Here is a 13,120-nt window from a genome sequence, read left to right as displayed (position 1 = left end):
TCTTCCATCACGTATGCGGGCGGAGGGGTCTCGGACCCGCACCCGTAACGGTTGCTCTGGCCGCTTAGCGGCAGCGATATTTGTCGCGGTCGATCTCGCGGCCCAGCAGCGCGCCGCCCGCGGCACCGAGCACGGTGCCGAGCAGCTTGTCGCCATTGCCCGCGATCTCGTGGCCGGCAAGGCCGCCGACCGCACCGCCGATCAGCAGGCCGGTGGTGCCATTGTCCTTCTTGCAGCGATAACGGCCGTCATCGCCGCGCCAGATGCGCGTGTTCGCACCGACGCGCTGGTCGGAATAATGACGGTGACGCTTGTTGCGCTTGTGAAAGCCGCTTTCCTGCTCGAGCTTGTAAAAGCCCTCGCTCTTGGCCGGGGTCGCGGTGATGCCGGCATAGACCGGCGCCGTCGCGGTGACGCTGATTGCGGCGAAGGCGCCCAGCAGGCCCTTGGTCAGAATATTCATCGAAATGTCCTTTCCTGGTTCGGCGTCCCGACCCCGCACGGTGGCATCGGGCGCTACGAGGGGAGAACGAGCCGATCGCGGCGGGCGTTGCATGAACGCCCGGCAACAAGACGAGGCGAGCGATATCGTCGATGAAACGAGTTGCGTCAAACAGCCCCCTTGCGGCGCGCGGGACGCCGTGCGACACTCCGCACATGCTCAACATCGGCTCGCTCGTCATCGGCGTCATCGCGCTCATTCTGGTGGTTATTGCCTTCATTCCCTTCCTCGGCTTGGCGAATTGGGTGATCATTCCCTTTGCGGTCGTCGGCCTCGCGCTCGGCGCGATGTCGGACAAGACGAGCGGCCGGAACCTCAACATCGTCGTCATCGTCATCGGCGTGATCCGCCTGATGCTCGGCGGCGGCATCATCTGACCTAAGCGGCGGTTTCCGACATGGCGCAGGCACCGGCCCCCGCGGGGAGCAATCAGGGCGGCTTGCCCTATGCGCTCGGCGCCTATGCGATCTGGGGCTTCGTCCCGCTCTTCTTCAAATTGCTCACGACCGTGCCGCCGGTCGAAGTGCTGGCGCAGCGCATCGTCTGGTCGCTGCCACTCTGCTTCCTCATCATGGCGTTCCGCCGCCAGATCGGCGAATATTTCGCGGCGCTGAAGGATTGGCGCGCGCTGCGCCTGCTCCTCGCGAGCTCGGTGCTGATCGCGGTCAACTGGCTCGTCTATATCTTCGCGATCTTCACCGACCATGTGCTCGCGGCGAGCCTCGGCTATTATCTCAACCCGCTGATCAACGTGCTGCTCGGCATGATCTTCCTCGGCGAAAGATTGAGCCGGCTCCAGGCGGTCGCGGTGGCGATCGCCGGGGTCGGCGTCGCGATCCTGCTCGCGGGCGCGCTCGACACCTTGTGGATCAGCCTGACGCTCGCCGTCACTTTCGGAACCTACGGCCTGATCCGCAAGGTCGCGCCGGTGGGTTCGCTGCCGGGCCTCGCGATCGAGACCACGCTGCTGCTGCCGCTCTCGCTGGCGGCGGCCGCCCATTATATCTGGCTCGGCGACGGGCGCGGTTTCGGGTCGGGAGCCGAAATCAGCTGGCTGCTCGCGGCGGGCGGCGTCGTCACCGCAGTACCGCTGCTGCTCTTCGCGACCGCTGCGCGCAAGATGAGCTATGCCGCGCTCGGCTTCGTCCAGTATCTGGCGCCCAGCATCGCCTTCCTCTTGAGCCTCTTCGTCTTCGACGAACCGCTCAAGCCCGCGCAACTCGCCTGCTTCCTGCTGATCTGGACCAGCATCGCGGTGTTCAGCTTCGACATGTGGCGCAAGATGCGCGCCGAGCGGATGATCGAGATTGCGTGATTCTGGCTCGCACAAAGCCACGAAGCCACAAAGATAGCTTTTCCCGTTCGCCCTGAGCTTGTCGAAGGGCCGTTCTCCTCTTTGAGGACGGCGAAGGGCGGTGCTTCGACAAGCTCAGCACGAACGGATCGGGATAAGCCCCTTTGTGGCTTCGTGGCTTTGTGCGAAAAAATTCAGACCAGCCGCCACCCCAGCGTCTCACCCGCGTGGAAGGGCACGACCTCGCCGCAGCGATCGGGCACCACCGTCTCACCGCGTTCCAGCGTCACCGTCCCGCCATTCAGCGGCAGGCCATAGAAATTCGGGCCATGCTCGCTGGCGAACCCTTCGAACTTGTCGAGCGCACCCTCGTCGTCGAACACGGCGATATAGCTCTCCAGCGCATAGGGCGCGTTGAAGATGCCGGCGCAGCCGCAGGCGGCTTCCTTGGTGTGCACCGCGTGCGGCGCGCTGTCCGTGCCGAGGAAGAATTTGGGCGAACCCGACACCGCCGCCGCGCGCACCGCGAGCCGGTGCTGCTCGCGCTTGGCGACGGGCAGGCAGTAAGCGTGCGGCCGTATGCCGCCGACGAGCATCGCGTTGCGGTTGATGTGCAGATGCTGCGGCGTGATCGTCGCCGCGACATTGGCGGGCGCGGCTTTCACGAAATCGACCGCTTCGGACGTCGTGATATGCTCGAAGACGATCTTCAGGCTCGGCAGGTTGCGCACCAGCCCCTTCAGCGTGCGCTCGATGAACACCGCCTCGCGGTCGAAGATGTCGACGTCATGGTCGGTGACCTCGCCGTGGATCAGCAATGGCATGCCGATCTCGGCCATGCGTTCGAGCACGGGCATGATCTTGCCGATGTCGGTAACGCCATGCGCGCTGCCGGTCGTCGCGTGCGCGGGATAGAGCTTCGCCGCGGTGAACACGCCCTCGCTGTGCCCGCGCGCCATTTCGTCGGGATCGCTGTTGTCGGTCAGGTAAGCGACGATCAGCGGGGTGAAGTCCATGCCCGACACCGCGGCGCGGATGCGGTCGCGATAGGCGGCGCCTTCCTTGGCGGTGGTCACCGGCGGCGAGAGGTTGGGCATGATGATCGCGCGCGCGAACTGCGCCGCGGTATATTTGGCGACATGATCGAGCATCGCGCCGTCGCGCAGATGCACATGCCAGTCGTCGGGGCGGCGGATGGTCAGGCGGTCGGTCATATCAATCTCCGCCTCCGCTGAAGGGGAGGGGCTTTAAGTTGGTTCCCGCGCTCCCTATTGTCGGTGCATGCCCAACACAACCCTTCACGACCGCGCGCTGATCCGCCTGACGGGCGACGACGTCCGCAGCTTCCTGCAGGGGCTCGTCACCAACGACACCGCCGGCAATCTGCCCGTCTGGGCCGCGTTGCTGACCGCGCAGGGCAAGGCCTTGTTCGACTTCCTGATCTGGGGCGATGGCGACGATGTCCTCATCGACTGCGAGCGCGCCGCTGTGGCCGACCTCATCAAGCGCCTCACCCTCTACCGCCTGCGCCGGGCAATCACGATCGCGCCCGAAGAGACGCTCGCGGTGCATTGGGCGAGAGAAGGCGACCTTGGCGCCGTCGACCCGCGCCTCGCCGACCTCGGCCAGCGCTGGCTCGCTCCCGCCGATGACGGCGAGGGCGCCGATGCCGCATGGCGCGCCCACCGCCTGTCGCTTGGCGTCACCGAAGGCCGCGCCGAACTCGGCGACGGCGCGACGCTCTGGCTCGAATGCAATGCCGCCGAGCTGAACGGCGTCAGCTTCACCAAGGGCTGCTATGTCGGCCAGGAAAATACCGCGCGGATGAACTGGCGGCAAAAGGTCAACCGGCGGCTCGTCGTCGTGCCGCTGACCGAGGCCGACGAAAAGCGCCAGCTGATCGCCTGTCCCGACCTCGGCCTGTCGGTCGAGCATCGCCGCGTCGAGACTATCGACCCCGCGAGCGCGCCCGAATGGATGCGCGCGGGGCTCGCGGTCGAGTCATGACAGGTACAGGCTTTGCTGCTAGGCTCACCGCCATGCTTGCGAAGTCGATGCCATCGGCGCTCGTCGCCGCTTTCGTCCTGGCCGCGCCCGCCCATGCGGCGCCGGCCTCGCTCTTGCCCGTCGAAGCCGAGGCGGCGTCGCCCGCGTCGCCGCTTGCGCCGCTCGCCAGTGATTCGGTGTGGACCCCGCGCTTCGAGGCGGCGGCCGCCGAACTCGTCGCGGCGCTGCGGTCGCGCGACGAGGCGCGCTGGGGGCCGATGCTCGGCGGCCGGTGGCTCGCCGCCGCCGACCGCGCGCGTGTCCGCGGCCTGCTCGCCGATCCCAAAGGCCCGTTCCGGCACGCGCTCTTCGCGCAAGGCTTCACCCACCAGCGCATCCTCGGATGGAGCGCACCCGCCGCGATGGACGCCGGCGAACGCGCCGCGATCGAGGCGGGGGAGGAGGCCGAGGCGCTCGTCTGCTGGTCGGCGGGCGGCAACGGCGACGGCGCCTGGCCCGCGACCGCGCGCGAAGCCGACACCGAGCCGGGCCGCTATGCCTGCGCGCGGATCGTGTTCAATATGCGCGAGGAGGCGCCCGGCTGGCGCGCCTTCATCGAACAGCCGGGGGCGGGGCGGTCCTGACCCGCGCTTAACGCAAAACCAAGGATGTCGGGCTAGGACAGGGCGATGCTGGGGCGTTTCATCCTGCTGGTCGCGGGCATCGCGGCGATATCGGTCGGCGTGGCCGGGGTGGCGATTCGCTCGACCGATTCGCAGGCGCCCGAGATTGCCGCGGCGAAGCCGAAGGACGACGGCGGCTGGAGCGAGCGCGGCGGCGGATCGTCGTCGGGACCAAGCGTCTCCTCGTCGGGCGAGGTCCGCCTCGGCCGCGCGGGCGATTCGCATTTCTATGCCGACGCCAATGTCGACGGCACCAATATCCGCATGATGGTCGACAGCGGCGCCTCGGTCGTCGCATTGACGCGCCGCGATGCCGAGGCGGTCGGGATCGACGTCGACAGCCTGCCCGTCGCGGGCATGGCGCGCACCGCGGGCGGCGACGTCCCGATGCGCCGCGTGGTGCTCGACAGCGTCGACATCGACGGCATCGAGGTGCGCCGCGTCGAGGCCGCGGTGGTCGACGCCGACATGGGCGTCTCGCTGCTCGGCCAAAGCTATCTCGCCAAGCTCGACGCGGTGAATGTCGAGGGCGACACGATGACGCTGCGCTGAGGCGCGGTCGGCAAAACCTTGCCAATCCCGTCGGCTTTGCCCAAATGGCAAGCCATGAACGCTCCCAATCCGCCGCTGCGCGCCGCGATCGTCCCCGTTACCGCCTTCCAGCAGAATTGCACTTTGCTGTGGTGTACCGAGACCAACAAGGCCGCCTTCGTCGATCCCGGCGGCGACCTCGACAAATTGCGCGAAGCCGTCCGCCAGACCGGGGTCGAGGTCGAGAAGATCCTCGTCACCCACGGCCATATGGACCATTGCGGCATGGCGGGGGTGCTGGCGAAGGAACTCGGCGTGCCGATCGAGGGTCCGCACGAGGACGACCGCTTCTGGATCGAGGGTCTCGCGACCGCGGGCGAACGCTTCGGCATGGAGGGCGAGCCCTTCGAGCCCGACCGCTGGCTGGTCGACGGCGATAAGGTGACCGTCGGCAACCTCAGCATCGACGTGATCCACTGCCCGGGGCACACGCCCGGCCACGTCGTCTTTTACCACGAGCCCTCGAAGCTCGCGATCGTCGGCGACGTGCTGTTCCAGGGATCGATCGGCCGCACCGATTTCCCGCGCGGTAACCACCAGCAACTGCTCGATTCGATCACGCAGAAGCTCTGGCCGCTCGGCGACGACACGGTCTTCCTGCCGGGCCACGGCCCGCACAGCAAATTCGGCCAGGAACGGCGCACCAACCCCTATGTCAGCGACATGGCGATGGGTGCCTGATCCCTCCTTATTTGTCGACCACCACCGTCTCGGTCACGGTGGAGGTGATGTTGGTCGGCGCCGAATAGACGGTGAACAGCGCGAAGCCCGCCAGCCCGAGCTGGACCAGCATGGTGATCGTGGTGCCGGCCATGCGGCCCCACATCATCCCGTCCATGCCGATGGCGTGCAGGATGCGCCCGACGAGATAGAGCGCACCGACCGCCCACAGCCAGGTCGACGACCCCGCGGCGAGCTCGACCAGCGCGAGCAGGATCAGCACGAAAGCGGTATTCTCGACAAAATTGCTGTGCGCGCGCATCCGGCGCGTCACCCGCTCGTTGCCGCCGTCGCCGACCCAGACCTTCTCCTGCCCGCGCACGCGTCCGACGCGCATCGAAAGCCACAGGTTGAGCAGCGCCGCCCCCGCGGCGATCGTCAGGCTGATCGGCAATATCGTCATCTCGCTTCCCCCATGTCGTTGGCCGCGGCATCAAGCGCGCGGCGGTGGCCGACATGTGGCATTCCCGCGTGCGTGCGGCAAGCCGTGCTCGGGGCTTGCCTTTGCGGGCAAAAACGCTATAGCCCCGCCCGATCCGGCACCCGACACCGACAGGCGTTGAGGCACCCTCCGGCAGAAGATTTTCTTGTCATTTCAAGGCAGGACGGGCTTCGGCACGGCGGGCGGGCCAGTCATTCCCGGCGACGGGGACGACAAATCCGGGTAGCCGATTCGTATAAACGTCTAAATATGCAGGAAATATCATGGCCGTCCCCAAGCGAAAAACCTCGCCCTCGAAGCGCGGCATGCGTCGCAGCCACGACAGCCTGAAGGTCGAAGCCTATCAGGAATGCCCGAACTGCGGCGAGCTCAAGCGCCCGCACAACCTCTGCAACGCTTGTGGCCATTACAACGGCCGCGAAGTCGTCTCGGTCGGCGCCTAAGCCCTAACCGGAAAGCGTTCGGATGAGCCTCACACCGCGAATCGCGATCGATGCGATGGGCGGTGACGTCGGCGTGCGCGTGATGCTCGCCGGCGCCGCGATGGCGCGTCACCAGCACGACGGCCTGCGTTTCCTCCTCGTCGGCGACGAGGTGCAGATCAAGGCCGCGCTGGAAAACCATCCGAACCTGCGCGCCGCGTCGGACATCATCCACACCGATGGCGTGGTGACCGGCGAGGACAAGCCCAGTCAGGCCATCCGCAAGGCGAAGACCACCTCGATGGGGCTGGCGATCGACGCGGTGAAGCGCGGCGATGCCGGCGGCGCGCTGTCGGCGGGCAACACCGGCGCGCTGATGGCGATGGCGAAGCTTGCGCTGCGCACGATGCCGGGGATCGACCGGCCGGCGCTCGCGGCGCTGCTGCCCTCGCTCGGCGAGAATGACGTCGTCATGCTCGACCTCGGCGCCAATACCGACTGCGATGCCAACAACCTCACCCAATTCGCGGTGATGGGCGCCGCTTATGCGCGCACCGTCATGGGGCTCGAACGCCCGCGCGTCGCGCTGCTCAACATCGGCACCGAGGAACTCAAGGGCACCGACGAGATTCGCGAGGCCGCCGCCCTGCTGCGCGCCGCGACGCATCTGCCGATGGAGTTCACCGGCTTCATCGAAGGCGACAAATTGTCGCGCGGCGAGGTCGACGTGATCGTACACGACGGTTTTTCGGGCAATATCGCGCTGAAGACGATCGAGGGCACCGCGCGCTTCGTCACCGACGTCCTGCGCCGCGCCTTCACCTCGTCGGTGCGTTCGAAGATCGGCTTCCTGATCTCGCGCCCCGCGACCGAGCTGCTGCGCCACCATCTCGATCCCAACAATCACAATGGCGCGGTGTTCCTCGGGCTCAACGGCGTCGTGCTCAAGAGCCATGGCAGCGCCAACGACAAGGGCGTCGCCAACGCGGTCCATGTCTGCGCCGAACTGGTCGAAAAGGATATCACGCGTCAGGTGACCGAGGATCTCGCCAATTTCCGCCGGGACACTGCGACATGACGCTGCGCGCGATTCTCGCGGGCACCGGCTCGGCGCTGCCGCGCACGCGCGTCTCGAACGCCGAGCTCGCGACACGTGTCGACACCAGCGACGAATGGATCGTCGAGCGCACCGGCATCCGCTTCCGCCACATCGCCGAACCCGACGAAACGACCGCGACGCTCGGCGCCGATGCCGCGAAGCAGGCGCTTGCCGCCGCAGGGCTCGAGCCCGCCGACATCGGCCTGATCATCGTCGCCACCGCGACCCCCGACAACACCTTCCCCGCCAGCGCCACCAAGGTGCAGGCGATCCTCGGCGCACCCGACTGCATCGCGTTCGACGTCGCGGCGGTATGCTCGGGCTTCCTCTACGCGGTGTCGGTCGCCGACTCGATGCTGCGCACCGGCGCCGCGAAGCATGCGCTGGTGATCGGCAGCGAGACCTTCAGCCGCATCCTCGACTGGGAGGACCGCACGACCTGCGTCCTCTTCGGCGATGGCGCGGGCGCGGCCGTCCTGTCCGCCAAGGACGTCGACGACGACCAGGGCATCCTCGCCACGCGGCTCCACGCCGAGGGCCAATATTGCGACATGCTCTATGTCGACGGCGGCCCCTCGACCACCGGCACCGTCGGCCATGTCCGCATGCAGGGCCGCGAGGTGTTCCGCCACGCGGTGACCAACCTCGCCTCGGTGCTGGGCGAGGTGATGGCCGATGTCGGGCTGTCGGCCGACCAGATCGACTGGGTCGTCCCGCACCAGGCGAACAAGCGCATCATCGATGCGACCGCGAAGAAGCTGGGCCTGCCCGCCGAACGCGTCGTGCTCACCGTCGACCAGCACGCCAACACCTCGGCGGCGTCGGTGCCGCTGGCGCTCGACCTCGCGGTGCGCGACGGCCGCATCAAGCGCGGCGACCTCGTCGTGCTCGAGGCGATGGGCGGCGGCTTCACCTGGGGCGCCGCGGTCCTGCGCGTCTGAAAATTCCCCTCCCGCAGGCGGGAGGGGTTAGGGGTGGGCGCGAGCGCAGCGAGCACGCGGCGTCGCGACTGCCCACCCCGCTGCGACTAGGAAACAAGTTTCCAAGTCTCGCTGCCCCTCCCGCCTGCGGGAGGGGAGCAACATCCACCGCTTTAACTCCTCGCTCCATCCGTTTCAGTTTGGCGGATTAATTCGCTTTTGTTACATAGGCGCGGTGGGACTCGCGACGGTGGGGGACCGGCGGGACCCCATCGGGCATTTGCTTCGTCAGGGGAGGGACTAGGATGGCAGCAGGCACGCTCACCCGCGCAGACATCGCAGCGCGGATCAACCATCAGATCGGATTGTCGCGCAACGAGTCGGCGAGCATCGTCGAATCGATCCTCGACCATATGTCCGATGCGCTCGCCGACGGGCAGAACGTCAAGATTTCGGGCTTCGGCACCTTCGTGCTGCGCGACAAGGCGCAGCGGATCGGCCGCAACCCCAAGACCGGCGTCGAGGTTCCGATCCTGCCGCGGCGGGTGATGACCTTCCGCGCCAGCCAGTCGATGCGCGGCCGCGTCGCGGGCGGATAAAGCATGGATGTTGATGACGGCGGCAAGGCCGACGGCGCCATGCTCGCGATCGGCGAGCTGGCGAACCGCATCGGCGTGCCCACCCATGTGCTGCGCTATTGGGAAACGCGCTTCCCCGAGCTGAAGCCGCTGCAACGTTCGGGCCGCCGCCGCTATTACCGCGCCGAGGATGTCGCGCTTGCGGAAAAGATCCACGAGCTGCTCCATGTGAAGGGCTTCACGGTCGAGGGCGCGCGCAAGGCGCTGACCGGCAAGGAAGAGGTGGCGCCGCGCGCGCCGCTGACGCGCGAGGAGCTCGATCCGGCGGCGGCGGTGGGCCAATCGGCCGTGCCCGTCGCCGAGCTCATCGCACTGCGTGAGCGGCTGGCGAAGGCGATCGGGGTGCTGGTCTAGCCCTAGTCCATCGCCGGACCCAGCGCCGGGTCCAGGTCGCGCGGGCGGATGAAGTTCACGATCCGCGCCTGCCGGGTGTCGAGGTCGTGCCAGTCGGCGATGTCGATCTCCAGCCGCGCCATCGCCGACGTCGGCAATTTTTTCTCGACCTCGGCGCGGAGTTCATCGCCGTCGCTTTCGGGCACCAGCTCGAGGATCAGGTCCTCCAGCCCCGGATTATGCCCCGCGATCAGCAGATGCTGCGCGTCGCGCCCGGTGTCGCGGATCGTGTCGATCAAGGTCGCCGCCGAGGCGAGATAGATGCGCCGGTCCCAATGCGGCTCGAGCGCATCGAGGTTTGCGGCGGGCTGGAAGATGTCGAGCGTCTCGGTCACGCGCACCGCGGGCGAGGCGATGATGCGGTCGACCGGAAAACCCTGACGTTTGAGATATTGGCCGATCAGGTCGGCGCCGCGCTTGCCGCGGGCGTTGATCGGACGGTCGAAATCGCGTTCGACGGGGGCGTCCCAACCCGATTTGGCGTGGCGCAGGATCGTCAGCGTCTTCAAAATCTCTCCCCGCGCGCGCCGCGCTTTTTCCCCGTGATATCGGGCCTTGTGCCGCAATCTTATGACGGTGAAAAGGCGCGATATGCGCTTTTTCTGCGCTCGACATTCGCCGCGGCGACATGATTGACCGCCTCGTCGAGCGGCAGGCGGCGGATCGGGGTGCCGGGCGGGAAGGCCGACAGCAGCCTTGAAGGGAAGCTCGGCGACAGCATCACGAACTGCCCATAATCGTCGCTGCGGCGGATCAACCGGCCGAAGGCCTGCGCGATACGCCCGCGGATCACCATATCGTCGTAGCGCGCGCCGCCCTGCGCCGCGCGCCGCGCGGCATGGAGGATCGTCGGCCGCGGCCAGGGCACCCCCTCCATCACCACCAGCCGCAGCGAATCGCCGGGGACGTCGACGCCGTCGCGCAGGGCATCGGTGCCGAGCAGCGAAGCGTGCGGGTCGGCGCGGAAGATATCGACGAGCGTCCCGGTATCGAGCGGGTCGACATGCTGCGCGAACAGCGGCAGCCCCGCGCGCGCCAGCCGGTCGGCGATGCGCGCATGGACGATGCGCAGCCGCCGGATCGCGCTGAACAGCCCCAGCCCGCCGCCGCCCGACGCCTCGATCAGCCGGCTATACGCGCCCGCCAGCGCTGGCAGGTCGCCGCGCGCGATGTCGGTGACGATGATGACCTCAGACTGGCGCGCATAGTCGAAGGGGCTGGGCACCGCGAAATGCTGCACCCCGCCGTCCATGTGCCGTGCGCCGGTGCGGATATCGGCGTCGTGCCAGTCGTTCGACCCGCGCAAGGTTGCCGAGGTCACCAGCACGCCATGCGCGGGGCGATAGACGATGTCGGCGATCGGCTTGGCGGGATCGAGCCAGTGACGATGCAGCCCGGCATCGATCTCGCGCCCGTCGATGCGGTTCACCGCGAGCCAGTCGACGAAATCGAGATCGGCGGGCCCGCCGACGCGCCCGAGCAGCGACAGCCAGGGGCCGAGCGTGTCGATGCGGTTGCCCAGGCTGTGCCGCGCGCCGTCGACGCGCGCGCGCGCCTGGCCGTCGAGCCAGTCGGGCGGGTCCTCGATCAAGGCGTCGAGGCGCTTGCCGAGCGCCATCAGCGGACGCAGCAGCGCCTCGACCGCGTCGCTCGCGCTCGCCGCGGCATCGACCAGCTCGGCGTCGGGATCGGCGAGTTCGGTCTCGAGCCCGTAGCCGCTGTCGCCCTTGGCGTCGATACCGCGCGCATAGACCTGCCCGCGCACCGCCGCCAGCAGCCGCTCGACCGCTCCCCAGGGCGCATTCTCGGCGAGCCGCCCGAGCCAGCCGTCGCCCGGCAATTCGCCCGCCGCGGCGATCGCCGCCTGGATCGCCTTGTCGCCTGCCTCGTCATAGCTCGCGACGTCCGCCAGCCGTGCGGCCAGCCCGCGCCGCCGCCCGCGCGACTTGCCCTCGGGCCCCAGCACCCAGCGGCGGATTTCGATCGCTTCCTGCCCGGTCAGCGCCGCGGCGAACATGGAGTCGGCGGCGTCCCACAGATGATGGCCCTCGTCGAAGATCAGCCGCGTCGCGGGCGCGCCGCCGTCGCGCGGGCGCGCCGCCTGCACCATCGTCAGCGCATGGTTGGCGATGACGATGTCGGCCTGCCCGGCGGCGCGCGCCGAGCGCTCGATGAAGCATTTGCGGAAATGCGGGCAGCCGGCATATATGCACTCGCCGCGCCGGTCGGTGAGCGCGGTCGTGCCGTTGCGGCGGAACAGCGCGGGCAGCCAGCCGGGCAGGTCGCCCCCCACCATGTCGCCGTCGCGGCTATAGGCCGCCCAGCGCGCGACCAGCTGCGCGAGCACCGCGGCGCGCCCAGAAAAACCGCCCTGCAGCGCATCCTCGAGGTTGAGCAGGCAGAGGTAGTTTTCGCGCCCCTTGCGCACCACCACCTTCTCGCGGTGCGTCGCCGCGTCGGGGTAGAGCCGCTCGGTCTCGCGCGCGAGCTGCCGCTGCAGCGCCTTGGTGAAGGTCGAGATGCACACGGCGCCCGCCGACTGGTCGATCCACTGTTTGGCGGGGGCGAGATAGCCCAATGTCTTGCCGATCCCCGTGCCCGCCTCGGCGACGAGCATCTGCGGCGCATCCTTGCGCTCGCGCGCGGCGAAGATTCCGGCGGCGGCGCGGGCATAATCCTGCTGGCCCGCGCGGCGCTCGGCGCCGTCGCCGGTCAGCCGGTCGAGCCGTGCGCTGACGTCGTCGGCGTTCAGCGTCACCTGCCGCGGTTGTGGGCGTGGGGGCGCTTCCTCCCAGTCGGGCAGGCGCGTGAACAGCCAGCGCTCGTCCTTGTCGGGGGCGGAGAGGCGCGGCTGCACGAGCGGCGCCCACGGCCAGCGCTGCCGCGCCAGCGCCTGCATGCCGTGCCACGCACCCTCGCGCTCGGGCCAGGCGGGATCGTCGAGGCACGCCAGCATCGCCGCGGCCGCCAGCGGCAGGAAGGCCGCGACATCGTCCTCGCGCTGCGGCGCATCGAGCCCCAGCGCGGCGGCGAGCCCCGCCGGGGTCGGCACCGCGAAACGCGCAGGAAAGAGGAAAGCGAAAAGCTCAAGCAGGTCGAGCCCCGACAATTCGGGATACCCCAGCCGGTCGCCGGTCAGCGGCGCATTGAGGAAGATATGCGGCGTCCCGGCCACCGCCGCGATCGCCGCCCCCCGATCGACCCGCCGCGCGCGGCCCTCGCCATCGGCGAGCCAGATGCCGACATGGCTCGCGTGGATCGCGGGAAGGGGCAGGGGAGCGAGCATCGCCGCAGACTAGGGACAAAAGAGGAACGCGGCAAGGGTGGGGGTGTGGGGCTGGTGGCGGCTTTGGGGTGGGGAGCCGGCCATCTTAATCCTCCCTGCGGCGTAGCCGTGGGGAGGGGGACCACCCGCAGGGTGGTGGAGGGG

General features: G+C 68.4%; 16 protein-coding genes. 11 read left to right on the top strand and 5 right to left on the bottom strand.

Annotation, left to right across the window (positions count from 1 at the left end; genetic code table 11):
- Window positions 1–64: 64 nt before the first annotated feature.
- The gene (locus tag ATE62_RS06505; protein WP_058809278.1) at window positions 65–463 is read right to left on the bottom strand and encodes a glycine zipper 2TM domain-containing protein; all 399 of its coding nucleotides are present in this window, start codon (window positions 461–463) and stop codon (window positions 65–67) included.
- A gap of 194 nt (window positions 464–657) precedes the next feature.
- Here ATE62_RS06505 and ATE62_RS06500 point away from each other — a divergent pair, with 194 nt between their 5' ends.
- Entirely contained in the window at window positions 658–879 is a 222-nt protein-coding gene (locus ATE62_RS06500; RefSeq protein ID WP_058809280.1) for a hypothetical protein, read from the top strand.
- 20 nt (window positions 880–899) lie between these two features.
- The gene (gene rarD, locus ATE62_RS06495; RefSeq protein ID WP_058809282.1) at window positions 900–1,817 is read left to right on the top strand and encodes an EamA family transporter RarD; all 918 of its coding nucleotides are present in this window, start codon (window positions 900–902) and stop codon (window positions 1,815–1,817) included.
- A 173-nt stretch (window positions 1,818–1,990) separates the two neighbouring features.
- Here rarD and pyrC read toward each other — a convergent pair whose 3' ends face one another.
- A complete protein-coding gene (gene pyrC / locus ATE62_RS06490; protein WP_058809283.1) occupies window positions 1,991–3,010 on the bottom strand; it encodes a dihydroorotase in 1,020 nt (339 codons plus the stop codon).
- A gap of 67 nt (window positions 3,011–3,077) precedes the next feature.
- On the opposite strand from pyrC, the gene ygfZ reads away from it, so the two are divergent.
- From ygfZ to ATE62_RS06470, 4 genes are read left to right on the top strand one after another with little or no spacing between them, the layout of a single operon-like run.
- Window positions 3,078–3,803, top strand: a complete 726-nt coding sequence (gene ygfZ, locus ATE62_RS06485; protein ID WP_058809284.1) for a CAF17-like 4Fe-4S cluster assembly/insertion protein YgfZ — start codon at window positions 3,078–3,080, stop codon at window positions 3,801–3,803.
- 32 nt (window positions 3,804–3,835) lie between these two features.
- A complete protein-coding gene (locus tag ATE62_RS06480; RefSeq protein WP_058809285.1) occupies window positions 3,836–4,426 on the top strand; it encodes a hypothetical protein in 591 nt (196 codons plus the stop codon).
- Window positions 4,427–4,471: 45 nt separating this feature from the next.
- A complete protein-coding gene (locus ATE62_RS06475; RefSeq protein ID WP_058809286.1) occupies window positions 4,472–5,017 on the top strand; it encodes a retropepsin-like aspartic protease family protein in 546 nt (181 codons plus the stop codon).
- Between the two features lie 54 nt (window positions 5,018–5,071).
- The gene (locus ATE62_RS06470; protein WP_058809288.1) at window positions 5,072–5,737 is read left to right on the top strand and encodes an MBL fold metallo-hydrolase; all 666 of its coding nucleotides are present in this window, start codon (window positions 5,072–5,074) and stop codon (window positions 5,735–5,737) included.
- Window positions 5,738–5,744: 7 nt separating this feature from the next.
- Here ATE62_RS06470 and ATE62_RS06465 read toward each other — a convergent pair whose 3' ends face one another.
- A complete protein-coding gene (locus ATE62_RS06465; protein WP_058809291.1) occupies window positions 5,745–6,179 on the bottom strand; it encodes an MAPEG family protein in 435 nt (144 codons plus the stop codon).
- Between the two features lie 302 nt (window positions 6,180–6,481).
- Here ATE62_RS06465 and rpmF point away from each other — a divergent pair, with 302 nt between their 5' ends.
- From rpmF to ATE62_RS06440, 5 genes are all read left to right on the top strand, one after another.
- The gene (rpmF, locus tag ATE62_RS06460) at window positions 6,482–6,661 is read left to right on the top strand and encodes a 50S ribosomal protein L32 (RefSeq protein WP_056348227.1); all 180 of its coding nucleotides are present in this window, start codon (window positions 6,482–6,484) and stop codon (window positions 6,659–6,661) included.
- A gap of 22 nt (window positions 6,662–6,683) precedes the next feature.
- Window positions 6,684–7,718, top strand: a complete 1,035-nt coding sequence (gene plsX / locus ATE62_RS06455) for a phosphate acyltransferase PlsX (RefSeq protein ID WP_058809293.1) — start codon at window positions 6,684–6,686, stop codon at window positions 7,716–7,718.
- Window positions 7,715–8,680 (top strand): beta-ketoacyl-ACP synthase III, encoded by a 966-nt coding sequence (locus ATE62_RS06450; protein WP_058809295.1) that lies wholly within the window; start codon window positions 7,715–7,717, stop codon window positions 8,678–8,680. Before plsX ends, ATE62_RS06450 begins: the two co-directional genes overlap by 4 nt.
- A gap of 284 nt (window positions 8,681–8,964) precedes the next feature.
- Window positions 8,965–9,258 (top strand): integration host factor subunit alpha, encoded by a 294-nt coding sequence (locus ATE62_RS06445; RefSeq protein WP_058809301.1) that lies wholly within the window; start codon window positions 8,965–8,967, stop codon window positions 9,256–9,258.
- A gap of 3 nt (window positions 9,259–9,261) precedes the next feature.
- A complete protein-coding gene (locus tag ATE62_RS06440) occupies window positions 9,262–9,651 on the top strand; it encodes a MerR family transcriptional regulator (protein ID WP_058809302.1) in 390 nt (129 codons plus the stop codon).
- A gap of 2 nt (window positions 9,652–9,653) precedes the next feature.
- On the opposite strand, the gene ATE62_RS06435 is transcribed toward ATE62_RS06440, so the two are convergent.
- A complete protein-coding gene (locus ATE62_RS06435) occupies window positions 9,654–10,199 on the bottom strand; it encodes a SixA phosphatase family protein (protein ID WP_058809307.1) in 546 nt (181 codons plus the stop codon).
- A 59-nt stretch (window positions 10,200–10,258) separates the two neighbouring features.
- The gene (locus ATE62_RS06430; RefSeq protein ID WP_058809309.1) at window positions 10,259–12,976 is read right to left on the bottom strand and encodes an ATP-dependent DNA helicase; all 2,718 of its coding nucleotides are present in this window, start codon (window positions 12,974–12,976) and stop codon (window positions 10,259–10,261) included.
- Window positions 12,977–13,120: the final 144 nt, after the last annotated feature.

It is taken from the genome of Sphingopyxis sp. HIX (assembly GCF_001468285.1).
Lineage (GTDB): Bacteria > Pseudomonadota > Alphaproteobacteria > Sphingomonadales > Sphingomonadaceae > Sphingopyxis.
This window is presented reverse-complemented; position numbering and strand designations above follow the sequence as displayed.